The following is a 22301-nucleotide window of genomic DNA, read 5'->3' as shown; positions in this document are numbered from 1 at the left end:
CGAAAAACGCCGTCGTTGTCGGCATGGCTAGAGCATACTCCCGCAGGCCGCTCCAGCGAAAAATGCCGCCACGCGTCGGCAAAAAAAAGCGCCCCACGAGGGGCGCTTCGTCTTGCAGTACCGCGAGGATCAAGCCTTGGCAGCCGGCGTGTTGCGAACCAGCTTTTCCTTGATCCGGGCCGACTTGCCCGAACGGAAACGCAGGTAGTACAGCTTCGCACGGCGCACGTCGCCGCGGCGCTTGACTTCGATCGACGCGATGGTCGGCGCGTACAATTGGAACGTACGCTCCACGCCTTCACCCGACGAAATCTTGCGGACGATGAACGACGAGTTCAGGCCACGATTGCGCTTGGCGATGACCACGCCTTCGTAGGCCTGGACGCGCTTGCGGGTGCCTTCAACCACGTTGACGTTGACCACCACGGTGTCGCCGGGGGCGAATTCCGGAATGGTCTTGTTGGCCGTCAAGCGGGCCAGCTCTTCTTGCTCGAGGACTTGGATCAGGTCCATTTCTATCTCCAATGACCATCATACGTAGCGATTCTGCTTTTGATGGCACCGCTACCAGAGGATGGGAACTCCCACCGGACTCATGCCCGGCAGGCTTGCTGCAACGCCGGCCGCCGAGGCGGTCAGCGCTTGTCTTCCCTTTGCAGGTCGGACAGAAACTTCTCGTCGTCGCGGCTCAACCAGCCGCGCTCGCGTGCCGCCTCGATCAGATCGGGGCGCTTGCCGCTCGTCGCTTCCAGCGACTGCCGGCGCCGCCAACGCTCGATGTTGGCATGATGCCCCGACAACAGCACGTCGGGCACCGGCTGGCCGTCATAGACTTCCGGCCGAGTATAGTGCGGACAGTCCAAAAGGCCGGACAACCGCTCGTTGAACGAATCCTGCACGGCGGATTCGTCGTCGTTCAGGACACCGGGCAACAGCCTGACCGCGGCGTCCATCATCGCCATCGCCGCGATTTCCCCGCCGGACAGCACGAAGTCGCCCAGCGACACTTCCTGCGTCACCCAGCGGTCGATGAACCGCTGGTCGATGCCTTCATAGCGGCCGCACACCAGGATGGCGCCCGTTCCGCCGGCCAGCGCGTGAGCCTGGGCCTGGTCGAAACGCCGCCCCTGCGGCGACAGCAACACCACCGGCGCCTCGGGCAAACCGGCCTGCGCGCGCTGGTCGCGCGCCGCGCACACGGCTTTCTCCAGAGGCTCGACCCGCATCACCATGCCGGGTCCGCCGCCATAGGGCCTGTCGTCCACCGTCCGATGCACGTCCACCGTGAAGTCGCGCGGATTCCAGGCCTGTAACCGCCACCGGCCCTGCGCATGCGCCCGGCCGGTCACGCCCTGCTGGCTGATGGCCTCGAACATCGGGCCGAACAGCGTGATCACGTCGAACCGCAACATCTCGTCCATGGCCCGGGCCCAAGCCCTTTGTTCACGCCCGACGGGTCAGAAACCCTCGGGCCAATCGCTGTCTATGCGCCGGGCGTCCAGATCGACACCACGGATATACGCGTCGACGAAAGGCACCAGGGTCTCGCGCTGCCTGCCGCGCGCATCGAGCAGCGGCTGCGTCGGCTGGCCGGGAGCCACGGGTTCGACACAGGCCACGTGCAAAATCGCATGCACCCCGTTGTCGCTGACTTCCGACACCGTGCCCAGGACGACTTCCTGGTCCGAGTCATTCTTGCCCGTCAATGTACAGCCGATCAGGTCCACCCAATAGAACTCGCCTTCGGCGAGCCGGGGGAACTGGCTGCGCGGCACCAGCACCGTCCAACCCTTCCAGGCCAGGGCCTGGTCCCGGTCGGACACGCCGGGAAAAGCGACCGTCACCACCGCGCCATGGCGCTTGGCGTCGGCCACTTCGATACGGCGCACTTCCGTGCCCTTGCGCAACCACCACGCGCGGCTGCCCAACAAGGCTTCGGACTGGGCCGAGTACGGCTGGATCTTGAGACCGCCGCGCACGCCAAAGGCCTCCGCCACATGCCCGACCTCGACGAGGTCGGCGGGAAGGGCGGGATCGCTACCGGACCCCGTGAGCGCGGCGGACACCACGAAATCAGGCAGCCGGCGCGACCTTGGCGCCGTATTCCTTGACGAGACGGGCCACGGCCGGCGACAGCTGAGCGCCGTTCTTGGTCCAGTGCTCGACGCGGTCGAGCGCGATGCGCAGGCCTTCTTCACCCTCGGAAGCAACGGGGTTGTAGAAACCCACGCGCTCGATGAAACGGCCATCGCGGCGATTGCGCGAATCGGCAGCAACGAGGTTGTAGAAGGGGCGCTTCTTCGAGCCGCCGCGGGACATACGAATCACCACCATAGGTAATTCCTTGGAAAAGTTGACTGAGAAAAGCCCTAAAGTATAGCCCGGCCTTCTAGGCCTAGCAAGCAAGGATGCGGTAAAGTCCTTCAAAATCAAGCTCTTCTACGATGGATTCCCACCACATGTCCACCTCTTCCGCCGACGATACGTCCCCTATCCCCCAGCCGACCCGAGGATTCCGCCATAAAACCGTGGCGGGACTGCTGGCCGCCGTGCTGGGCTGGGCCGGCGCGCACTGGTGGTACCTGGGCCGCCGCCACGGCTGGATCGTCCTGCTGTTCTCGCTGATCATGATAGGCACCGCGCTGCGCAGCGAAACGTGGTATTTCCATCCCGCCTTCTTCCTGTTCCTCGTCCCGGCCGTCGTGGGCTTCATCGAGGCCATCGTCCTGTGCCTGACCTCCGATGCCAAGTTCGATGCCAGGTACAACCCGGGCCAGGCGCGGCAGTCGCGCACCGGCTGGGGGCCGGTGCTGGTGGCCGGCATCACGCTGGCCGTGGGTACCGCCATCCTGATGCTGGGCATCGTCCTGCTGTTCCAGAGCCTGTTCGAGGGCATCCCGGCCTGATCGCGGGCAACCGCCCAGGACCAGGGCGGTCCTTCCTCGATCTGAGTTCCGCAGTGCGGAATTCAGATGGACGCAACTTCCGCCGCTCATCAACAATCCCGCCACCCACTCGACATTCCTCGAGTGGGTTCGAGACGCCTCAGCGCGTCCCGGATGCCCCCATCACACGTTGGCAAGGCGGAGAGAGACATGAAGAAGCGACTTATGCTGGGCCTGGGTATCGTCCTCGGCCTCATCTCGGGTGTCGCACTGGCGCAGGAATCGAGCGAATTCCCTGCACGGCCCGTCAAGGTCATCGTTCCCTTCACCCCAGGTGGCACCTCCGACCTCGCCGCCAGGTTCTTCAGCCAACAACTGGAGCGGCGGTTCAAGCTGCCCTTTGTGGTGGAAAACCGGCCGGGCGGCAACGGCGCCGTAGCCGTCGCGGCTTTACGCACTGCCCCGGCCGATGGCTACAGCATCCTGCTGGGCAGCAACAGCCTCATGGCGGTCAATCCGATCATGGTCAAGGACCTGCCCTACGACCCGGTCCGCGACCTCAAGCCCCTGTCCGGCCTGACGCGCGGCATGCTGGTGATCGCCGTCAAACCCGACTCGCCGATACGTACCCTCGGCGACCTTGTCGACAACGCCAAACGCCGTAGCGGCGCCATGACAGTGGGCACCATCGCGCCAGGCTATCAACTGGCGATGGAGTGGCTGGCGAGGCAGGCCGACTTCCGGTTCATCAACACTCCCTACAAGGGTGGAGCGGCGGCATTCAGCGACCTGATGGGTGGCCATATCGACGCCGCCTGCGTCGACATGAGCGGCGTGGAACCCTTGCTCAAGAGCGGCAAGCTGCGCGCCGTCGCGGTCACGGGCGACCACCGGCACCCTGATCTTCCCGACGTCCCCACCGTCAAGGAAAGCGGTTATCCGGACTATGTGACCTATCTATGGGTCTCGTTCTTCATGCACGCGGACACCTCGCCGGAGCGGCTGGACAAGCTCGCCGGCGCGCTGCGGGCGGCGCTGGAGTCGCCCGAGGCAAAAACCTTTGCGGCCAGCACCGGCGGCGAACTGATGCCCTTCGGGCCGGAGGCGATGCGCAGCTTCCAGATCTCCGAGATCCAGCGCTTCCAACGCATAGCCGACGCCGCCGGCATCAAGCCTCAATAGCGACCCGCGGCCTCCCCTCTCGCTCCGGACGCATTCCCATGCCTTCCTCCCTGAGTTTCTCGGCGATCCTCGCCCACGCTGCGCGTGCCCATCCCGAACGGCCGGCGCTGATCCACGGCGATCGCAGGATCACGCATGCGGTGTTCAACAAGCGGGTCAACCGCCTGGCCAATGGCCTGCTGGGCGCCGGCCTTGCGCCTGGCGATACCGTGGCGGCCTCCATGCCAGCCTGCGTAGAAATGCTGGAGATCTATTGGGGGGCGGCGAAGGCCGGTCTCACGCTGATCCCCATGAACGCCATGCTGCAAGCTCCAGAGATCGCTGGCATCTTCCAACTGGCCGGCGTGCGTTGCGCACTGGCCAGCCGGGAACTGCTCGAACGCCTACCCCCGTCCTGCACACGCCTCGATCTCGTGATCGATCCGGGCGGGTATCCGGACTCCTACGAAGCGCTGCTCAGCGACGCGTCCGAGGCCGAGCCGGATCTCCAAATCGATCCAGAATCGGCCTGCACCATCATGTTTTCATCCGGCACCACGTCGCGTCCCAAGGGCATCGTCAACAGCCATCGAGCCCGGGCCGCGGCATGCCACATCTATGCCGTCGAGTTCGGCCTGACGTTCGAGAGCCGCACCCTGCTCGCCACGCCGCTTTACCACAACAGTGCCTTGATCATGGCCTTGCCCACCCTGGCGGTGGGCGGATGCGTGGTCCTGGAGGACAAGTTCGATCCGGCGTCGGCCGCGCGGGCCTGGCACGCACACGCCGTGACGCACGCGCTGCTCGTGCCCACGCAGTTACGCCGCATGCTTTCCGACTCCCGTATCCAGACTCCCTTACCCGACTCCACCCAGTGCCTGGTCACGGTGGGGGAGCCCCTGCCCGAAACTGTACGGACGGAAACCCTGCGCCGCCTCACGCCCAATCTGTATACGATGTACGGCATCTCCGAAGGACTGGCCACGGTGCTGCGGCCAGAGCGGCAAGTCTGCCATCCGGGTTCGGTCGGCACGCCCGTCCTATACACCGACATCCGCATCGTCGATGAAACCGGCGCCGCCCTGCCAACGGGTGCCATCGGCGAAATCATCGGCCGCAGCGCCAGGATGATGTCCGGCTACTTCTGCGACCAGCCGGCTACCGACGCGGCACTCGTGGACGAATGGCTGCACACGGGCGACCTGGGGCGCCTGGACGCCGACGGCCTGCTGTACGTGGTGGGCCGCAAGAAGGAAATGATCATCAGCGGCGGCGTCAACATCTACCCCGTCGACATCGAAATGACGATCGCCGGCCATCCGGATGTCCAGGAGGCCGCGGTCGTGGGCGTGCCCGACGAACGCTGGGGAGAAATAGTCAAGTTGGTGGCCGTCCCCCGCCCCGGCTCGGACCTGACGCCGCAGGCGCTGGACGAATGGTGCCGCAGCAACCTTCCGGGCTACCAGCGCCCCAAGGCCATCGAGTTTCGGACGCAGCTCCCGCGCAACGCAACCGGCAAGGTCATCAAACCCCTGCTGACTGGCGCCGACCCGGCGCTTCCCCTTTCCCGCTGAGAAGGAACCCTCCCATGGATTTCAAGCTTCCCGTCGAGCTTCAACGGCTACGCGAACAGATCGTCGACATCGCCACAACAAAGATGATCCCCACCGCGAAGGCCGCGGGCGAAATGCACGGTCCTAATCGCGACATCCAGCGCATTCTTGCCGAGGTGACCCCCCATATCTACCCCGTCGAGTGCGGCGGCAGGCTCGAACATCGCCAACGCTCGCTCGCCATTTGCGTCCTGCGCGAGGAGATGTCCCGGTTGTGCCCCGATGCGGACCATATGTTCGCGCAGCAGGGCCTGTGCGGAACCGCCATCCTGTTCGGAGGAACCGACGAACAGAAACGCCGCTTCGTCCCCGCGATCGCGAACATGGACCGCCTCGCCTCGTTCGCCGTCACGGAAGAATCCGGCTCGGACGCGGGAGGACTCAAGACGACGGCCGTGGCCAGCGGCGACCAATGGGTGCTCAACGGCAGCAAACGCCTGATTTCCCACGCCGGGGTCGCGGGTACCTACGTGATCTTCGCCTCGACCGATCCCTCGCAGCGCGCAAAGGGCGTTTCCGCCTTCGTCGTCGAGGAAGGCACACCAGGCCTGAGCGGCAAGCTGATGAATTTCATGGTGCCCTATGTGGTGGGCGAGCTCGAACTGGCCGACTGTCACATTCCCCGCGACAACATACTCGGCCAGCCGGGCGAAGGATTCCGGTGGGCCATGCAGACGCTGGACGTCTTCCGCGCGGCCGTCGGTGCCCACTCGGTCGGGTTTGCCCAGGGCGCGCTGGACCTGGCCCTGGATTACGCGCAGCGGCGCGAGCTGACCAAACACCAGGCGATCCAGGCCAAGCTGGCGGAGATGGCGACGGAGATCCAAGCGGCGCGCCTGATGGTATGGCAGGCAGCCTGGCTCAAGGACGAGGGGCAGGACCGGCAAGCCTCGATGGCCTGCGCGATGGCAAAGATGTATGCCTCGGAAATGGCGGTCCGGGTAGTCAACAAGGGCGTACAGATCATGGGCGGCGACGGGCTGAACACCCGCTACTTCATGCAACGCTACTATCGCGAAGTCAGGGGAACGACCATCTACGAAGGCACCTCGGAAATCCAGCGCTATGTCATCAGCCGCCAGTTGCTGCGCGAGGCACGGCCGTACGAGGGGCCATGATGCGCCGGCTCTCCCGCGGCAGTGTCGACGTGGCGCATCCGTGCTCGAACCTGTTGGGCGAAAGTCCTCTGTGGTGCCCGGTCGAGCAGGTCCTGTGGTGGCTGGATATCGGCAACCCCACGCTGTGGCGTCTGGACCGGAACGGCACTGTCGACAATTGGCGCCTGCCCAAGCCTGCCGGCTGCCTGACGCTACTGCGCGAGGGTGGCCTGGCGCTTGCGTTCCGCAGCGGCCTCGCTACGCTCGACACGCCGGGGGGAACGCCGCAGTGGCGGGTGCCGGACGGCCTGGCGCTGGGCGAAGACAGGTTCAACGACGGCAAATGCGATCGTGCCGGCCGCTTCTGGGTAGGCACCATGGACCGCAGGATGCGCGACCCGGTCGGCGCCCTGTACCGTTTCGACGGAATCGGCCGCTGCACGCGAATGGCAAGCGGCTTCGTGCTGTCCAACGGGGTGGGATGGAGCCCTGACGATCGCACGCTCTACTTCGCCGATACCGCCCTGCTGCGCATCCATGCCTTCGACTACGACCTAGCCGGCGGGAGCCTGGCCCGCCCGCGCACCCTTCATCAGTTCGCGCCCGGCCCTGGCGGACCAGACGGGTTGACGGTTGATCAGGACGGCGGCATCTGGGTGGCGCTGTTCGGACGAGGATGCCTCCATCGCTACGACCCCCATGGCAGGCTCGACTACGTCATCGAACTGCCCGTCTCGCAGCCGACCTCTGTCATGTTCGGCGGCGATTCGCTGGACATCTTGTACGTCACGTCGGCCACCGTCGGACTGGACGCAGCCGCCCTTGCGCGCGAGCCCCTGGCCGGCTCCCTGCTGACGGTACGGCCCGGCATCCGCGGCCTGTCGGAACCCCGCTTCGTGTCCACCCCCGGCCAAGGCAGCGACAGCCATGGATGAACCTCTCGTGCAAGTGGAGACCGGCACCGTCGTCACCGTGACCCTGAACCGGCCGGCGGCGCTCAACGCCTTCGACCACTCCCTGCGCTCGGCCTTGACCGACACGCTGCTCGATCTGGAGAACGATGCCGGCGTACGGGCCATCGTCCTGACCGGCATGGGCGAACGGGCCTTCTCCGCCGGACAGGATCTTCATGAAGCGGCCGCCTACCGCCCCCAGGATATCCCTGCATGGATGTCTCACCAGAGGGCCATGTATCAAGCGGTCCGCGCCAGCCGCAAACCCCTCGTTGCGGCATTCAACGGCCTCGCCGCCGGCTCCGGCTTCCATCTGGGCCTGATGGCCGACCTGCGGGTAGGCTTCGCCGACATGCAGCTGGGACAACCAGAGATCCGCATGGGCCTCGCCAGCATCGTGGGACCTTTTCTGATGTCGCGCCATCTCGGCCAGGGCAGGATTTCGGAGTTCGCGATCGCCGGCCGGATGATCTCGGGCCAACGCGCCCATGAGTTGGGCTTGATCAATGACCTGGTCCCGCGTGCCGAGGTGTTGGCGCATGCACGCTCGCTGGCCCGGGAACTGGCCGGCCATCCCTCGCAGGCACTGGCGCTGACCAAGGAGCATTTCGTCGCACAGACCCAGCGGGAATTCGATCAGGCATTCGACGCCGTCATCCGCTGCCATCAGGCCGAGTATGCGACGGGCGAGCCCCAGGCGTTGATGCGCGGCTTCCTGGAAACACGGCGACAGCAGCGTCTGCAAGCCGAAAGCACCGAGCAACGATCCACAACGGGAGACAGGCCATGACCGCCGCGGCCCATCACGACTACTACGCGGGAGGCTGGTTGCGCGCATCCGGCACGCGTCTACTGACCGCTCTCAACCCTTACACGGAGCAGCCCGCCACGCTCGTTAGGGAAAGCACGCCCGAGGATGTGGATCACGCGGTCGGACTGGCAAGGCAAGCATTCACCTCCTGGTCCGCGATGGAAACCGGGATGCGGGCCGAGTTTCTGCAGCGCGTCGCCAGCGGCATGCGTAGCCGTGCCGAGGACCTCGCGCGTTCGATCTCGACAGAACTGGGCATGCCCATCAAGCTGTGCCGCCGCATCCAGGTCGAACTGCCCATCTCCACGTTTGAACAGACGGCGGCACTCCTAGCGTCCTACCCCTGGTCCGAACGAATGGGCCATTCCCTAGTGCTGCGGGAGGCCGCCGGCGTGGTCGCGGCGGTCTCGCCCTGGAACTATCCCTTGCACCAGATCGTGGCCAAGCTCGCTCCCGCCCTGGGCGCTGGCTGCACAGTCGTGCTCAAGCCCTCGGAACTGACCCCAGGCTGCGCGCTGATGCTGGCGGAGATCTTCGACGCCGCCGGTGTACCGCCGGGAGTCTTCAATCTGGTTCCCGGCGCAGGCGCCATCACCGGCGAAGCCCTGGTTTCCCATTCAGGCATCGACGTGGTCTCGTTCACTGGATCCACCCAGGTGGGGCGGCATATCATGACTCGCGCCGCGCAGACCATCAAACGCGTCCGGCTCGAATTGGGCGGCAAATCCGCTTCCGTCGTCCTGCGCGGCGCCGATCTGGCGCGTTCGGTCAAGCATGCGGTCGCCTCCTGCATGCTGAACTCGGGCCAGACCTGCTCGGCCCTGACGCGCCTGCTCGTGGCGGCCGAGGACTACGACGAGGCGATCGACCTGGCGCGTGCGCAATTGCGCACGCTCACTCCCGGAGACCCGCTGGACGAACGTACCCGCCTCGGCCCTGTCATCAGCGCCTCCCATCGCGACCGTATCCACGGCTACGTGCGCCGGGGCATCGACGACGGCGCGCAATTGCTGGCCGGCGGCCCCGACTCTCCCGACCTGCCCGGCCATGGCTATTTCGTGGCCCCCACCCTGCTGGGCGACGTTCGCCCCGATGCGGAAACCGCTCAGGAAGAAATCTTCGGCCCCGTCCTTTGCATGCTCCGCTATCGTCACCCCGACGATGCCGCCGACATCGCGAACCACTCTCGCTACGGATTGGCCGGAGCCGTCTGGGCTGGCGACGACCGGGAAGCACTGGCCTTCGCGCGGCGCCTGCGCACAGGCCAGGTCGACATCAACGGAGCCGCCTTCAATCCGGCCGCGCCGTTCGGCGGCTACAAGCAGTCGGGACTGGGACGCGAGCTTGGCCGCCATGGCCTGGACGAATTCGTCGAATTGAAATCCGTCCAACTGCCGCAGCCGGTCAACTGAACAGGGAACGCCGTCCTATCGAACGATCCAGCGTTCGAACACCTTCTCGACGCTGTGCGCGGTTCGGACCATCATGGGGCCGACCGTGCCGGCGATCTGTTGGGGCGACAACTCGGTTTGCGGCGCGCCGCACGTCAATACCATCCGACGTCCGAACCCCCTCAGGTAGAGCGGCACGGCAACGCCGCTGACATCCTTTTGCCAATCGCTGATCGACTTGCAGTATCCCAGTTCACGATAGTCGGCTTCGGCCTTGGCCAGGATCTCCAGGACTTGTCCGCCGCTTCCCTGGCGCCGGGCAAGCAGGCGCTGCCGGATCCGCTTCTGTTCCGCGGCGCTGCATGATGCGAAATAGGCCCGCCCCATGGCAGTGTTGGCGATCCCTACGTGCGCCCCTGCCTCGAGCGGCGCCTGGGTACCCTGGGGGCTGATCACCACATCCACCACCATCATGCTGTAGGCCTCCTCGGTGGCCAGCGCTGCTTGCCCGCGGATACGTTCCGCGATGTCTTTCATGTGCGGGCGGACCAACGGCCGCAGGTCCATACCCCCCAACATCGCATGGCCCAGCGACAGCACCTTGGTGCCCAGGCGATAGCCCGTGCGCCGGCTGTCGAACTCGAGATAGCCCATCTTGATAAGGGTGTGCGTCAGCCGCGACACCGATGAGCGCGGCAGTCCCGTTGCCTCGGACAGCTCTTGGTTCGTCAGGAGCGGCCGCTTGGCGCGAAAACTCTCCAACAGCGCGAGACCCCTGGCAAGGGCAATGACGAACTGCCGGTCTTCAATAGGATCGATCATTCCGGAAGCGCAGAAACAGACGGATCAAGGCCATTGCAGTATGCCAGCCTACCCGAACAAAGACATCTGGCGCGCATCGGAAATATCGCGAACCGTCGTGGACGCCGGCGGCCTGAACAACCCCGTATCCAGTTCGATGCGCCGGTCCGCCAGCCCATGCCGGCGCGCGGCGCGCCCGAAGCGCTGCGCGACCAGGTCGGCCCAGATGCCCTGGCCGCGCATGCGGCTGCCGAAGCGCGCGTCGTTGAGCTTGCCGCCGCGCAAGTCCTCCAGGCAGTGCAGCACTCTAGCCTTGCGGTCGGGGAAATGCGCGTCCAGCCAGTCCGAAAACACGTCCTTGACCTCCCAGGGCAGGCGCAGCATGGTGTAGAAAGCCGCCCGCGCACCGGCTTCCTTGGCCGCTTCCATCACGTGTTCGATGTGGTCGTCAGTGATGAAAGGGATGACCGGAGCGAGCGAAACGCCGACCGGCACGCCGGCGCCGGCCAGCGTCCGGATGGCATCCAGCCGCCGCCACGGCGCGGCCGCGCGCGGTTCGAGCGTCCGCGCCACGCGTCCGTCCAGCGTGGGTATCGAGACATAGACGGCGACCAGCTTCAGTTCCGCCAGCTTCGCCAGCAGGTCGACATCGCGCGCGACCAGCCCACCCTTGGTGACCAGCGAGACGGGGTGCCGGGTTTCAAGCAGCAGTTCCAGCAGCCCCCGCGTCAGCTTCCACTGGCGTTCGATGGGCTGGTAGGCGTCGGTGGCCGAGCCGATGTTGATGACGTCCACCCGGTAGCCCGGACGCCCCAGCTCGGCCCGGAGTGCCTCGACCGCATTGGCCTTGGCAACCAGCCGGGTCTCGAAATCCAGGCCGGGCGACCAGCCCAGGTAGGCGTGCGTGGGCCGCGCGAAGCAGTAGACGCAGCCGTGCTCGCAGCCGCGATAGGGATTGATGGCGCGGTCGAAGGGGATGTCCGGGGAGTCGTTGCGGGACAGGATCTTGCGCGCGCGCTCGATGGCGACCTCGGTCCTGAGCGGGGGCGGCGCTTCTTCCGGAGCGGCCCAGCCGTCGTCGACCGCGTCGCGCTGGTCGCCCTCGAACCGGTGCCTGACGTTGAGCACGGCCCCGCGCCCGCGCTGCGGCACGGGGGGCGCCTGGGGGTAGCCGTCTGGCGGCAGATCATCGTTTTCCACCCGGAATACTGTATATCCATACAGCATTCCGACACAATTGACTGTTCGTCACACAACAAAAAATATTTTCTTAAAAATATATAATTTCTATAATTAATTAGAAATTAATGAGACGAGCCATGCCCCCCCCCCCCACTCCCCGCGCAACCTCCCCTGCCTTTTCCCGCCGCGCAGCGCTATGAAGACACGGTGCTGGAATGGGCTCGCGGCCTGGATGCCAGTTCCCTGCTCGCCCGGGACCAGGCCTACGGGCCCGATCCCCAGCACCGCTACGACGTGTTCGCCGCCCCTGGCATGCGCGACGCGCCGGTGCTGGTGTTCTGGCACGGCGGCGGCTGGACCAACGGCTACAAGGAATATGTGCACTTCATGGCCGAGGCCGTGATCCGGCGGGGGCTGCTGTTCGTCGCGCCCACCTACCGCCTGGCGCCCCGCCACCGGCTGCCCGCCGCGTACGACGACGCGGCCCTGCTGCTGGGCGAGCTGCGGCGGACCGTGGGCAAGTGGGGGGGCGACTGCCGGAATCTCTATCTATCGGGACACTCGGCCGGCGGCGGCACCGCGGCGATGGCGGCCCTGCGCAAGCCGGCGCTGGAACAGGCGGGCGTGCCGCCCGGCGACATCCGCGGCTGCCTGCCCATCAGCGGCGTCATGGACCTGCACGACCCCCGCCCCGAGCCCGGCAGCCTTGAAGAACGGGTGTACTCCACTCTGCTGGAACAGCCGCGCGAGGACGCGCTGATGAGCGCCATCAGTTGGACCGCCGGCAATCTCGTGCCGATGATGTCGAGCTACGGGGAACGGGACAGCGCCCGCGTGATCGGCGCCAACACGCGCATGCACGAACTGTTGAAACGCCAGCCCGCCGGCGCCGGCCTGCATGCCTGGCAGGACCTGGATCACTTCGACACCCACCTGATGCTGGCCGACCCGGCCCACGCCTGGTACGGGCAGTTGGAGTCGCTGGTGGCGCGGACCTGCCGCTAGCGCCTATTCGGCGAAGCGCTCGCCCAGCACCTGCGCGGTCCGCATCAAGTGGGTGCGCAGCAGCTCGCAGGCCAGGCCGGCGTTGCGGGCCAGGGCTGCCTCCATCAACTGCGCGTGTTCGCTCATCACATCGTCCTCGAGTTGTTGCGCCGAGGCCGTATAGGCCAGCCGGATCCTGCGGTAGCGTTCGGAATGATCGATCAATTGCTCGTCGATGCGCATCAGCCACTTCGACCGCGCGGCGGCCAGCAGCGCGGCGTGGAAACCCCGGTGGGCCGCTTCCCACAGCTCCACCGCCACCAGGTCGTTGGGATCCTGGGGCAGGCGCGCCCGCGTCAGCTTGTAGTAGGCGGCCGTGATGCTGGCGCCCCAGTCGTCGTCGCCGTGTTCGATCGCGTCCTGGAGCAGCAGCGTCTCCACCGAGGTGCGCGCATGCATCAGGTCGAGCATGTCCTCCTTGGACAACGGCGACACGCTGAAGCCGCGCTGGCCGTCGTTGCTGACCAGGCCTTCGCCGGACAGCTGCATGAGGGCTTCGCGTATGGGGCTGATGCCCAGTTCGTAGCGCTGCTGCAAGGCCTGCAGCCTGAGCTTCTGGCCGGGCGCCAGCGCGCCGGCGATCACGTCGGCGCGCAGGTGCTGGTACGCCCGTTCGGACATGGTCTCCGAAGGTGCCTTGGGGGCGGGCGTCCGGGCCTTGGCGGGCGTTTCGGCTGATCGCATGAGGTACCGCTCCGACGACGGTTGAATATATACAAAATACGTTATTCATAAATTTTAGCCCATGACCTTGTTTCATGGGTGGTTCGCGTAAGGCCAGGGTTTTTCCCTAAATTCATACAACAACAAATAATTTATATTTTCCACACTTCTTATATTTTAAGTAGTTCATATAAATTACTCCTAGGGCTTACAGGGATGGCCATGACCGATCTCGCAAGACGCACCACGCTCGCCGCCTTCGCCGCGGCGGTTTCCCTCGCCGCGCTGTCCGCTCCCGCCGCGGCGGCCGGCTATCCCGACAAACCCGTCAAGATCATCGTCGCCTATCCCGCGGGCGGCGACACCGACGTCCTGGCCCGCTGGATAGGCGAGAAGCTCAGCGCCAAATGGGGCCAACCCGTCGTGGTCGAGAACCGCAGCGGCGCGGCCGGCTCGATCGGCAGCGCCTACGTGGCCCGAGCCGCCGCCGATGGCTACACGCTGCTGCTGGCGCCCAACACGCTGGCCATCGTGCCGCACGTCCTCAAGCCCGGCACCGGCGCCGACTACAACGCCCAGGCGGACTTCACGCCCATCGCGGAGATCGGTACGCAGTCGCTGTTCCTGGCCAGCTCCCAGCAATCCGGCGTGAAGTCGGTCAAGGAAGTGGTGGCGGGCGTGAAGGCGGGCACGCTGCAAAGCTATGCCAGCCCCGGCGCGGGATCGCCCATGCACATCCTGGCCGAGCTGTTCGACAAGGCCGCCGGCACCCGGATCAACCAGATCCCGTATCGCGGCAGCGCGCCGGCCATCGTCGACCTGGTGGGCGGACAGGTCCCGCTGATGTACACCACCCTCGGCCCCATCACCTCGTACGTCGCCAACGGCAAGCTGCACCTGCTGGCCGTGGCCGACCCGCAGCGCTCGCCCTTCGCGCCCGAGGTCCCCACCTTCGCCGAGCTGGGCTACAAGAACGTCGAGGTCGGCGCCTGGCAGGCCCTGCTCGGGCCGCGCGGCTTGCCGGCCGAGGTCGTGCAGAAGCTGAACGCGGCGGTGAACGAGATCATCAGGATGCCGGACATCGTTTCCCGCGCGGCCGTGATGGGGCTGACGCCCACGGGCGGCACGCCCGACGCGCTGGCCCGGCGCATCGCCGCCGAGGACACCCGCTACGCCCGCATCATCAAGGAATTCGGCATCCAGGCCAACTGAGCGCCGTACGCGGGCGACCACGCCGGGGGGCTGGTCGCCCGCGCCCCTCCCCTGCCCACGCACGGGCACGCTTTCTCCTTTGGAAGACAACAATGTTCAAGGTCGGTCACACCACCATGAAGCGGTACGCGTTCGCCTGCCTGCTGGCGGGCGCGGGCTCCGCCCACGCCCAGACCACGGGCCTCACCCTGTACGGCATCGCCGACATGGGCTTCGTCCATGAAAGCGGCGCCGCCGACGGCTCGCGCAACAAGCTCACCAGCGGCATGATGTCCGGCTCGCGCCTGGGTTTCCGCGGCCAGGAGAACCTGGGCTCGGGCCTGAGCGCCTTCTTCGCGCTGGAGGCCGGCGTCCTGATGGACACCGGCATGTCAGGCCAGGGCGGCACCCTGTTCGGCCGGCAGGCGCTGGTCGGGCTGGGCACGCCCTATGGCCGCCTCACGCTGGGCCGACAATACACCACGCTGGCCGTGGCCCAGGCGGAACTCGACCCGTTCTCGACCGGCATGGCCGGCACGTCGGCGAACCTGATCTCGGCCGGCGGGCGCGGCGGCAGCAACCGCTTCGACAACGCGGTGAAGTACAACTCGCCATCGCTGCACGGCCTGGAACTGGAGGGTTCGTACGCGCCGGGCGAGACCACGAACGGCAGCCAGAACGACCAGTACGGCGCTGCGCTGGGCTATGTGCGCGGCCCCTTGCGCGGCAAGATCGCCTACGCCTATGCCAAGGACGCGAACGGCCCCGGCAAGGACGCGAAGGAAACCTTCCTGGGCATCCGCTACGACTTCGGCCCGGTAATCGGCTACCTGAACTACGTCATCAACCGCGGCGCCATCGTGCCCGGCACCCCCAACTACAAGTCCCAGGACATCCTGGTGGGCGCGGTGGTACCGATCGGCCAGGGGCGGCTGATCCTTTCCTACATCAACAAGAACGACCGGTCGGCCGACAACTTCGACGCGCAGCAATACGCGATCGGCTACGTTTATTCGCTGTCCAAGCGCACCAGCCTGTACACGTCGTACGCCTATATCGACAACAAGGCCTCCAACACCTCGCCCACGGGCTTCTACCGGGTGTGGAACGCCAACGACATCGGCAACATGACGGCGGGCAACCGCGCGTTCAGCGTCGGTATCAACCATCAGTTCTGAGCGCCACGGCGCGATGAAGGAGCAAGCCATGCACGACGTTCCCCCCATCGGCAAGGAGGTCGCCTACGTCACCGGCGGCGCCTCGGGCATCGGCTACGCGGCGGCCCGGCGCCTGGCCCTGGCGGGATTCAGGGTGGCCCTTCTGGACCTGGGCGAGGACCGGGTCCGGGCGGCGGCGGGGGAATTGTCGGCGCTCGGGCTGGACGCGCGCGGCTACGTGGCCGACGTGCGCGACCGCGAGACCGTGGCCGGCATCATGGATGGCGAAGGCCGCGTCGACGTGGTCGTCTGCGCGGCGGGCGTCTACACGCCGCGCCAGTTCGACGAAATCTCGGACGAGGATTTCCGGCGCACCGTCGACGTCAACCTGCTGGGCGTGTTCGTGCCCGCGCAGGAAGGCGCCCGCCGCATGCTCCCCGGCGGTCGCATCGTGACGGTATCGTCGCGGGGCGCGCTGGGCGGCTACGGCTTCGCCGACTATGTCGCCTCCAAGGCCGGGGTGATCGGCCTGACCCGGGCCATGGCGCTGGAACTACGCGCGCGCCGCATCGCGGTCAATTCGATCGCGCCCGGCTTCACCGATACCCCGATGACGCGCACCATGCCACCCGACCAGTACGCGAAAGCCGTGGCGCTGGAGCCCGGCGGCGCGCCGGCGACGCCGGACGACATCGCCGTCGCCATCGAGTTCTTCGCCTCGCCCGCCACGAAGTTCATTACCGGCCAGACCTTGTTCGTGGACGGCGGCAAATCGCTGGGCGGCCTGGGCATCTAGCATCCAAGGCCGGCGGTTTACACTTCCGGCCATGAGTTCCCCTCTATTGCTGACGCCGGAACAGCGGCAGATCGTCTCGCATGCCGGCCAATTCCTGCTGATCGACGCCGTGGCCGGTTCGGGCAAGACCACGACCCTGGCCCAGTGCGTGGCCTATCGCGAGCGCCAGGGCACGCCGGCCGATGGCATCCTCGCGCTGGTTTTCACCGAGGCCGCCCGGCAGGTCTTCCTGCAGCGCCTGGCTCAGGCCGGCGCGTCGCGCTCGATCCGGGTCGCCACCTATGCGGAGTTCGCGCGCGGGCTGCTGGCCGACTGGCAGGCGCAAGGCCTGATCGACGGCACCCAGGACTACCTGCCCGACGCCGAAGCCATGCGACCCTGCGTGTTCGAGGCCATCGAGGAAGCCGCGGCCGACCCGCAGGCGGATCGGGAATACGGCTACGACCTGAACAACCTGCACGCCGAGATCGTGATCAACCAGTTGTCCCGGCTCAAGGGCACGCTGGCGTTCGCCCGCTTCGAGGACGTCTCCGACGCGGAACTGGCCGACGAGTTCGACCTGCCGCGCGGACTGCTGTCCATCTGCCGCACCTACGAACGGCTGCGCCGGATCGATGCCGGGTACTTCGCGTTCCAGAGCGAGCACGATCTCGTCACCGACGTGCTGGCCATTGCCGATGAACTGGGCGAGATCGTGCCCCTGCCCTGCCCCGCGCTGGTCGTGGCGGACGAATGGCACGACGCCAACGCGGCCCAGATCAGCCTGCTGCGCAAGCTGACCGGCCCGCGTACCCGCATCATCGCGGCCGGCGACAAGGAGCAGGTCGTCCACTCGTGGAACGGCGCCGATCCCCGCTACATGGGCGAGGCCTTCGAGCATCTTTTCCCCGGCACCCGGCGCCTGCCGCTGACCAACTCGTTCCGCTGCGGCGCGACGCTGGGCGCGTGCGCCCAGGCCCTGACGGCCCAGGTCTTCCAATCCGGGCGGGAGGAAGATACCGAGGTCGAGGTCGTGCGCTACGGCACGGGACCGGAAGACGACTGCTGCCGCCAGGTGGTCGATGCGCTGGCAGGCCTGGTCGAGTCGGGCGCCGCGCGCAGCCTGGCCGACTGCGCCGTCGTGCTGCGCGACGCGCACCAGAGCATCGCCCTGGAGAACGCGCTGATCGCGCGCGGCCTGCCCTATGCCATGGACGGCTGCCAGAGCTATCTCGACCGCATCGAGATCCTGATGCTGCGCGGCATCCTGCACATCGCCCGGCTGTCGATGGCACCGGTGCGCGAGCGCGGCGACGTCAAGGCCATCCTGCGGGCGCTGGGCCTGTTCGCGGGACTGGACTATACGGAAGGCGAGTGGGCGGACGCCGAACGCACCATCGCCACCGACCCCGAGACCATCCGCTATTTCTACAGCGGCCGGCTCAGCCGCGCCACGGACGCGCAGGAAACGGTGGATCCCGCCACCCGCCGCTGGCGCGCCCGCTTCGCCGAGGTCTGCGACCACCTTATCGCCCAGGCGCCCTCGCTCTCGGCAGGCGAGTTGCTGGCCCATGCCGCGACCGAGCTGCAACTGGCCGACGTCACGCGGCGCCTGTTCGTGCACCGGCTGGACGCCCAGGCCGTTACCCGCTCCATCGATGGTTTCATCGCCTATGCCCGTGCTACGGGCCTGGACGCCGCCGGCCTGCTGGACCACCTGCACCAGGCCCAGCGCCGCAGCGGCGCGCTGAAAAAGAACCGGCAACCGCTCGCCGTGACCACCGCGCGCGCGGCCAAGGGCAAGGAATGGCGCTTCGTGCACATGCCCTTCGTCGCCGACGGCGAATTTCCGCAGGCGCATGCCGATCCGGCCGAGGAACGCCGGCTGTTCTACGTCGCCATCACGCGGACCAGCGAGAAGCTGTTCCTGTATACGCCGCAAGGCCACGACAGCCATTTCATCCGTGCGCTGGACCTGCCCGCGGCGCGTGCGGCCGCGCGCGCCCGGCCGGCCGCCGCCGTCGCGCCGGCCACGCCACCCCGCGTCTACCTGGACGTGCCCTACGGCGAAAAGGACGCGGCCAAGCAGTTGGGCGCGCAGTGGGACAACGTGCAGCGCAAATGGTGGATCTCGCCGGCCATGCCGCGCCGGCTCTTCGCCAAGTGGCTGCCCGCCGACGGCGGCCCGGGCCGGCAGTGAAACCCTCTTCCGATCCCGGCATCGTCATCCGCGGCCTGATGCTGCTGGTGGCGCTGGCATGCCTGGCGCTGGGCATCGTCGGCATCTTCGTGCCCGGCCTGCCGACCACGGTCTTCATCCTGATGGCGGCCTGGTTCGCCGCCCGGGGGTCGCCCCGCCTGCTGGCCTGGCTGGAGCGCCACCCGCTCTTCGGCGCCATGATCCGCAACTGGCGCACCGACCGCTCCGTCAGCCGCCGCGCCAAATGGAGCGCCACCGCCACCATGGTGCTGTGCGCCGCCATCCTCTTCGTCGCCCCCGTGCCACGCTGGACGGCCGGGCTGTCCACCGCCATCATGCTGGCGGTGGCCGTGTGGCTATGGCGGCGGCCGGAACCCCGCTAGCCGCGCGTCAGGCCTGGGCAGGAGAAAGCCGGATCAATCCGGCCGCGGCCGTCTGGTGCGTGGCTTCGTCGATCAGGATGAAGGCGCCCGTGGCCGCGATGTCGTCGTAGGCGTCCAGCGCCAGCGCGTCGCGGGTGGCGATTTCCACACGGCCGATGTCGTTCATCGCGAACGGCGTGTCGGCGGCCGGGACTTCCCCGAGTTCGTGGATGTCGCGCCGCACCAGCACCGACTTGATCCTGGCCGAGGTCAGGCGGGTGCCGTGCTTGAGCAGGTACTTGCGTGCGGGATTCAGGGCCTGCGTATCCAGCCAGCAGATCTCGGCCTGGAACTGCCGTGCGACAAAGGCCGGCGCCGACGCGTGCACCAGCACGTCGCCGCGCGACACGTCCACGTCCTCGTCCAGCACGACGGTAACGGAGTCGCCGGCGATGGCGCCCTCTACCTCTCCGCCATGGACGACCAGCGACTTCACCGTCGCCGCCACGCCCGAGGGCTGGACCAGCACCCGATCGCCCACGGCCAGCGAACCGCTGGCCAGCTGCCCCATGTAGCCCCGGAAATCGTCGGCCCGGTCGCCGCCATGGCGCGCGACCAGTTGCACCGGGAAGCGCAGGGCCTTGTCCGAATCATCCGCGCGCGCTTCCAGCGCCTCGAGCAGCTCGAGCAGGGCCGGCCCCTGGTACCAGGGCGTGCGTTCTGACTTGCCGACGACGTTGTCACCCGTCAGCGCCGACAGCGGCAGGACGTGGAAGCCGGCGATGCCCAGCTTCGCGGCCAGCGCCGCATAGGCGCCGCGGATGCGTTCGAACACCTCGCGGTCCCAATCGACCAGATCCATCTTGTTGACCGCCACCACGATGTGGCGGATGCCCAGCAGGTGCGCCAGCGTGCTGTGGCGCTTGGTCTGCGTCAGCAGCTGGCCGTCCGCCGCCCGGGTCGCGTCGATCAGGATGATCGCGACGTCGGCCGTGGACGCGCCGGTCACCATGTTGCGCGTGTACTGCTCGTGCCCGGGGGCATCGGCGATGATGAACTTGCGCACCGGCGTCGAGAAATAGCGGTACGCCACGTCGATCGTGATGCCCTGCTCGCGCTCGGCCTCGAGCCCGTCGGTCAGCAGCGACAGGTCGATGGTGTCGCCCACCGTGCGCTTGTACTTGGCGCGCGAGATCGCGTCGAGCTGGTCGGCGAAAATGCCCTTGCTGTCGTACAGCAGCCGGCCGATCAGGGTCGACTTGCCGTCGTCCACCGAACCGGCGGTGATCAGGCGCAGCACGCCCTTGTCGGCGGCGGAGAAGAATGCGGAATCGGTCATGGCGTTCATCAGAAATATCCTTCCTTCTTGCGGCGCTCCATCGAGGCTTCCGAGGTCTGGTCGTCCATCCGGGTGGCGCCGCGCTCGGTGATGTCCGTCACCGCCGTCTCGGCGATGATGGCCAGCGGGTCCGCGGCCTCGGAGGCCACCGGGCAGGTGCACGAGATGTCGCCCACGGTACGGAAGCGCACCGTCAGGTTCTCGACCGATTCGCCGTCCTGCGGCGGGGTGAGCGGCGTCACCGGCACCAGGAGGCCCTTGCGCCGGACCACGTCGCGCTGGTGCGCGTAGTAGATCGACGGCAGCGCGAGGTTCTCGCGCGCGATGTATTGCCACACGTCCAGCTCGGTCCAGTTCGAGATCGGGAACACGCGCATGTTCTCGCCGGCGTGGACCCGCGTGTTGTACAGGTTCCAGACCTCGGGGCGCTGGGCCTTCGGGTTCCATTGGCCGAACTCGTCGCGGAACGAGAAGATGCGCTCCTTGGCGCGCGCCTTTTCCTCGTCCCGGCGGGCGCCGCCTATGCAGGCGTCGAAACCGAATTCCTCGATCGACTCCAGCAGCGTGACCGCCTGCGCGGCGTTGCGTGAATCGGTCTCCTTGCGCAGCACGACCGAGCCGCGCGCGATGGAGTCCTCGACGCTGCGCACGATCAGTTGCTCGCCCAGCTCGGCGGCGCGGGCATCGCGGAAGGCGATGACCTCGTCGAAGTTGTGTCCCGTGTCGATATGCATCAGCGGGAACGGGAACTTGCCGGGCCGGAAGGCCTTTTCCGCCAGCCTGAGCAGCACGCAGGAATCCTTGCCGCCGGAAAACAGCAGCACGGGCCGGGCGCATTCGGCCGCGACTTCGCGCATGATGAAGATGGCTTCGGATTCCAGCCAGTCGAGATGGCTGCGCGTGGTGTTCAGGATAGCGGGCATGATTCAGCCTGGTTGCTTGGTTGTGACGACGGAGACCGGGATGGCCGACAGGTTGCCGGCGTGCAGTCCGCACTCCTTGGAGTCGGACGATTCCCACCACCAGCGGCCCGCGCGCAGGTCCTCGCCGGGCCGGATGGCGCGGGTACAGGGTTCGCAGCCGATCGAGGGATAGCCCCGGTCGTGCAGCGGGTTGTAGGGAATGTCCAGCGCGCGGATGGCGGCCCAGACTTCTTCCTGGGTCCACAGCGCGAGCGGGTTGTACTTGTGCAGCCCGAACACGGGATCGGGTTCGTCCAGCGGCAATTCGCCGCGGGTCACGGCCTGTTCGCGGCGCTGCCCGGTGATCCACGCGCCCCGCCCCGCCAGCACGCGCCGCAGCGGCTCGACCTTGCGGATCTCGCAACAGGCCTTGCGCAGTTCCACGCTTTCGTAGAACGCATTCAGACCGTGAACGGACACGTATTTCTCGACGGCGGCCGGATCGGGCCGCACGACGCCGATGGCGCGGCCGTAGCGCCCGGCGATGCGATCGATCATCGCCACGGTCTCGGCGTTGAGCCGGCCGGTGTCCAGCGTGAAGATCTCGATGGGCAGCCCGCCATCCAGGATGGCGTGGGTCAGGACCATGTCCTCGGCGGCCAGCGACGAGGCCAGCGCCACGTCGGCATGCGCGCGGGCGATGCCGTCCAGCCGGTCGATCAGTTCGGACCAGCGTTGCGAGGGGAAGGAAGAAGCGGTCACGGCGGCCATGGC

The 22301-nt window shown here is 67.1% G+C and carries 23 protein-coding genes; 13 read left to right on the top strand and 10 right to left on the bottom strand.

Translation table 11 applies throughout. From position 1 onward, the window contains the following. Nucleotides 1–129 precede the first annotated feature (129 nt). The 4 genes from rplS to rpsP all read right to left on the bottom strand — a co-directional run bounded on the left by rplS (nt 130) and on the right by rpsP (nt 2334). Nucleotides 130–513, bottom strand: a complete 384-nt coding sequence (gene rplS / locus EGT29_RS08975) for a 50S ribosomal protein L19 (protein ID WP_124688696.1) — start codon at nt 511–513, stop codon at nt 130–132. 122 nt (nt 514–635) lie between these two features. Next, nucleotides 636–1409, bottom strand: a complete 774-nt coding sequence (gene trmD / locus EGT29_RS08970; protein WP_124692276.1) for a tRNA (guanosine(37)-N1)-methyltransferase TrmD — start codon at nt 1407–1409, stop codon at nt 636–638. 48 nt (nt 1410–1457) lie between these two features. Next, nucleotides 1458–2066 carry a ribosome maturation factor RimM gene (gene rimM / locus EGT29_RS08965; protein WP_124688695.1) on the bottom strand — a complete coding sequence of 203 codons (609 nt, stop codon included), beginning with the start codon at nt 2064–2066 and terminating at the stop codon, nt 1458–1460. 7 nt (nt 2067–2073) lie between these two features. Beyond that, nucleotides 2074–2334 carry a 30S ribosomal protein S16 gene (rpsP, locus tag EGT29_RS08960; RefSeq protein WP_087840999.1) on the bottom strand — a complete coding sequence of 87 codons (261 nt, stop codon included), beginning with the start codon at nt 2332–2334 and terminating at the stop codon, nt 2074–2076. Between the two features lie 125 nt (nt 2335–2459). Here rpsP and EGT29_RS08955 point away from each other — a divergent pair, with 125 nt between their 5' ends. From EGT29_RS08955 to EGT29_RS08925, 7 genes are all read left to right on the top strand, one after another. Next, a complete protein-coding gene (locus EGT29_RS08955; RefSeq protein WP_238160333.1) occupies nt 2460–2906 on the top strand; it encodes a TM2 domain-containing protein in 447 nt (148 codons plus the stop codon). A 189-nt stretch (nt 2907–3095) separates the two neighbouring features. Continuing rightward, nucleotides 3096–4067, top strand: coding sequence for a tripartite tricarboxylate transporter substrate binding protein (locus tag EGT29_RS08950; protein WP_124688694.1), 972 nt, complete (start codon nt 3096–3098; stop codon nt 4065–4067). Nucleotides 4068–4105: 38 nt separating this feature from the next. Then, nucleotides 4106–5620, top strand: a complete 1515-nt coding sequence (locus tag EGT29_RS08945; RefSeq protein WP_124688693.1) for a class I adenylate-forming enzyme family protein — start codon at nt 4106–4108, stop codon at nt 5618–5620. A gap of 14 nt (nt 5621–5634) precedes the next feature. Next, on the top strand, nt 5635–6777 hold the full coding sequence (locus EGT29_RS08940; protein WP_161567751.1) for an acyl-CoA dehydrogenase family protein: 1143 nt from the start codon (nt 5635–5637) through the stop codon (nt 6775–6777). A 53-nt stretch (nt 6778–6830) separates the two neighbouring features. Next, entirely contained in the window at nt 6831–7691 is an 861-nt protein-coding gene (locus tag EGT29_RS08935; RefSeq protein ID WP_161567750.1) for an SMP-30/gluconolactonase/LRE family protein, read from the top strand. Beyond that, nucleotides 7684–8499: an enoyl-CoA hydratase/isomerase family protein gene (locus EGT29_RS08930; RefSeq protein ID WP_124688690.1), complete on the top strand. Its 816-nt coding sequence runs from the start codon at nt 7684–7686 to the stop codon at nt 8497–8499. Before EGT29_RS08935 ends, EGT29_RS08930 begins: the two co-directional genes overlap by 8 nt. Beyond that, nucleotides 8496–9932, top strand: a complete 1437-nt coding sequence (locus EGT29_RS08925; RefSeq protein ID WP_124688689.1) for an aldehyde dehydrogenase family protein — start codon at nt 8496–8498, stop codon at nt 9930–9932. Before EGT29_RS08930 ends, EGT29_RS08925 begins: the two co-directional genes overlap by 4 nt. 15 nt (nt 9933–9947) lie before the next feature. On the opposite strand, the gene EGT29_RS08920 is transcribed toward EGT29_RS08925, so the two are convergent. Beyond that, nucleotides 9948–10733 carry an IclR family transcriptional regulator gene (locus EGT29_RS08920; RefSeq protein WP_124688688.1) on the bottom strand — a complete coding sequence of 262 codons (786 nt, stop codon included), beginning with the start codon at nt 10731–10733 and terminating at the stop codon, nt 9948–9950. Nucleotides 10734–10781: 48 nt separating this feature from the next. Then, entirely contained in the window at nt 10782–11939 is a 1158-nt protein-coding gene (locus EGT29_RS08915; protein WP_124688687.1) for a PA0069 family radical SAM protein, read from the bottom strand. Nucleotides 11940–12101: 162 nt separating this feature from the next. On the opposite strand from EGT29_RS08915, the gene EGT29_RS08910 reads away from it, so the two are divergent. Beyond that, nucleotides 12102–12899, top strand: coding sequence for an alpha/beta hydrolase (locus EGT29_RS08910; RefSeq protein ID WP_124688686.1), 798 nt, complete (start codon nt 12102–12104; stop codon nt 12897–12899). A gap of 3 nt (nt 12900–12902) precedes the next feature. On the opposite strand, the gene EGT29_RS08905 is transcribed toward EGT29_RS08910, so the two are convergent. After that, nucleotides 12903–13622: a GntR family transcriptional regulator gene (locus EGT29_RS08905; protein WP_124688685.1), complete on the bottom strand. Its 720-nt coding sequence runs from the start codon at nt 13620–13622 to the stop codon at nt 12903–12905. A 201-nt stretch (nt 13623–13823) separates the two neighbouring features. Here EGT29_RS08905 and EGT29_RS08900 point away from each other — a divergent pair, with 201 nt between their 5' ends. The 5 genes from EGT29_RS08900 (at nt 13824) to EGT29_RS08880 (ending at nt 19307) form a co-directional block, all read left to right on the top strand. Beyond that, entirely contained in the window at nt 13824–14813 is a 990-nt protein-coding gene (locus EGT29_RS08900) for a tripartite tricarboxylate transporter substrate binding protein (RefSeq protein WP_124688684.1), read from the top strand. A gap of 92 nt (nt 14814–14905) precedes the next feature. Beyond that, entirely contained in the window at nt 14906–15970 is a 1065-nt protein-coding gene (locus EGT29_RS08895) for a porin (RefSeq protein ID WP_124688683.1), read from the top strand. 28 nt (nt 15971–15998) lie between these two features. Beyond that, nucleotides 15999–16745 (top strand): SDR family NAD(P)-dependent oxidoreductase, encoded by a 747-nt coding sequence (locus EGT29_RS08890; RefSeq protein ID WP_161567749.1) that lies wholly within the window; start codon nt 15999–16001, stop codon nt 16743–16745. A 31-nt stretch (nt 16746–16776) separates the two neighbouring features. Further along, nucleotides 16777–18924, top strand: coding sequence for an ATP-dependent helicase (locus tag EGT29_RS08885; protein ID WP_124688681.1), 2148 nt, complete (start codon nt 16777–16779; stop codon nt 18922–18924). 38 nt (nt 18925–18962) lie between these two features. Then, nucleotides 18963–19307 carry a YbaN family protein gene (locus tag EGT29_RS08880; RefSeq protein ID WP_238160435.1) on the top strand — a complete coding sequence of 115 codons (345 nt, stop codon included), beginning with the start codon at nt 18963–18965 and terminating at the stop codon, nt 19305–19307. 7 nt (nt 19308–19314) lie between these two features. Here the strand turns inward: EGT29_RS08880 and EGT29_RS08875 are convergent, their stop codons facing one another. Genes EGT29_RS08875 through EGT29_RS08865 form a run of 3 tightly spaced genes read right to left on the bottom strand, consistent with a single transcriptional unit; the run spans nt 19315 to nt 22298 of the window. Further along, nucleotides 19315–20634, bottom strand: a complete 1320-nt coding sequence (locus tag EGT29_RS08875; protein WP_124688679.1) for a sulfate adenylyltransferase subunit 1 — start codon at nt 20632–20634, stop codon at nt 19315–19317. Continuing rightward, nucleotides 20634–21548, bottom strand: a complete 915-nt coding sequence (gene cysD, locus EGT29_RS08870) for a sulfate adenylyltransferase subunit CysD (RefSeq protein WP_124688678.1) — start codon at nt 21546–21548, stop codon at nt 20634–20636. The genes EGT29_RS08875 and cysD overlap by 1 nt, the downstream gene beginning before the upstream one ends. 3 nt (nt 21549–21551) lie before the next feature. After that, nucleotides 21552–22298: a phosphoadenylyl-sulfate reductase gene (locus EGT29_RS08865; RefSeq protein WP_124688677.1), complete on the bottom strand. Its 747-nt coding sequence runs from the start codon at nt 22296–22298 to the stop codon at nt 21552–21554. Nucleotides 22299–22301 lie beyond the last annotated feature (3 nt).

This window comes from Pigmentiphaga sp. H8 (assembly GCF_003854895.1).
GTDB lineage: Bacteria > Pseudomonadota > Gammaproteobacteria > Burkholderiales > Burkholderiaceae_B > Pigmentiphaga.
This window is presented reverse-complemented; position numbering and strand designations above follow the sequence as displayed.

Excerpts from the sequence above, each read along its gene's own strand:
- rplS (WP_124688696.1), bottom strand. The coding sequence starts at position 513 with ATGGACCTGATCCAAGTCCTCGAGCAAGAAGAGCTGGCCCGCTTGACG.
- rpsP (WP_087840999.1), bottom strand. The coding sequence starts at position 2,334 with ATGGTGGTGATTCGTATGTCCCGCGGCGGCTCGAAGAAGCGCCCCTTC.
- EGT29_RS08955 (WP_238160333.1), top strand. The coding sequence starts at position 2,460 with ATGTCCACCTCTTCCGCCGACGATACGTCCCCTATCCCCCAGCCGACC.
- EGT29_RS08950 (WP_124688694.1), top strand. The coding sequence starts at position 3,096 with ATGAAGAAGCGACTTATGCTGGGCCTGGGTATCGTCCTCGGCCTCATC.
- EGT29_RS08945 (WP_124688693.1), top strand. The coding sequence starts at position 4,106 with ATGCCTTCCTCCCTGAGTTTCTCGGCGATCCTCGCCCACGCTGCGCGT.
- EGT29_RS08940 (WP_161567751.1), top strand. The coding sequence starts at position 5,635 with ATGGATTTCAAGCTTCCCGTCGAGCTTCAACGGCTACGCGAACAGATC.
- EGT29_RS08930 (WP_124688690.1), top strand. The coding sequence starts at position 7,684 with ATGGATGAACCTCTCGTGCAAGTGGAGACCGGCACCGTCGTCACCGTG.
- EGT29_RS08925 (WP_124688689.1), top strand. The coding sequence starts at position 8,496 with ATGACCGCCGCGGCCCATCACGACTACTACGCGGGAGGCTGGTTGCGC.
- EGT29_RS08920 (WP_124688688.1), bottom strand. The coding sequence starts at position 10,733 with ATGATCGATCCTATTGAAGACCGGCAGTTCGTCATTGCCCTTGCCAGG.
- EGT29_RS08915 (WP_124688687.1), bottom strand. The coding sequence starts at position 11,939 with ATGCTGTATGGATATACAGTATTCCGGGTGGAAAACGATGATCTGCCG.
- EGT29_RS08905 (WP_124688685.1), bottom strand. The coding sequence starts at position 13,622 with ATGCGATCAGCCGAAACGCCCGCCAAGGCCCGGACGCCCGCCCCCAAG.
- EGT29_RS08900 (WP_124688684.1), top strand. The coding sequence starts at position 13,824 with ATGACCGATCTCGCAAGACGCACCACGCTCGCCGCCTTCGCCGCGGCG.
- EGT29_RS08895 (WP_124688683.1), top strand. The coding sequence starts at position 14,906 with ATGTTCAAGGTCGGTCACACCACCATGAAGCGGTACGCGTTCGCCTGC.
- EGT29_RS08890 (WP_161567749.1), top strand. The coding sequence starts at position 15,999 with ATGCACGACGTTCCCCCCATCGGCAAGGAGGTCGCCTACGTCACCGGC.
- EGT29_RS08885 (WP_124688681.1), top strand. The coding sequence starts at position 16,777 with ATGAGTTCCCCTCTATTGCTGACGCCGGAACAGCGGCAGATCGTCTCG.
- EGT29_RS08880 (WP_238160435.1), top strand. The coding sequence starts at position 18,963 with ATGCTGCTGGTGGCGCTGGCATGCCTGGCGCTGGGCATCGTCGGCATC.
- EGT29_RS08875 (WP_124688679.1), bottom strand. The coding sequence starts at position 20,634 with ATGAACGCCATGACCGATTCCGCATTCTTCTCCGCCGCCGACAAGGGC.
- cysD (WP_124688678.1), bottom strand. The coding sequence starts at position 21,548 with ATGCCCGCTATCCTGAACACCACGCGCAGCCATCTCGACTGGCTGGAA.
- EGT29_RS08865 (WP_124688677.1), bottom strand. The coding sequence starts at position 22,298 with ATGGCCGCCGTGACCGCTTCTTCCTTCCCCTCGCAACGCTGGTCCGAA.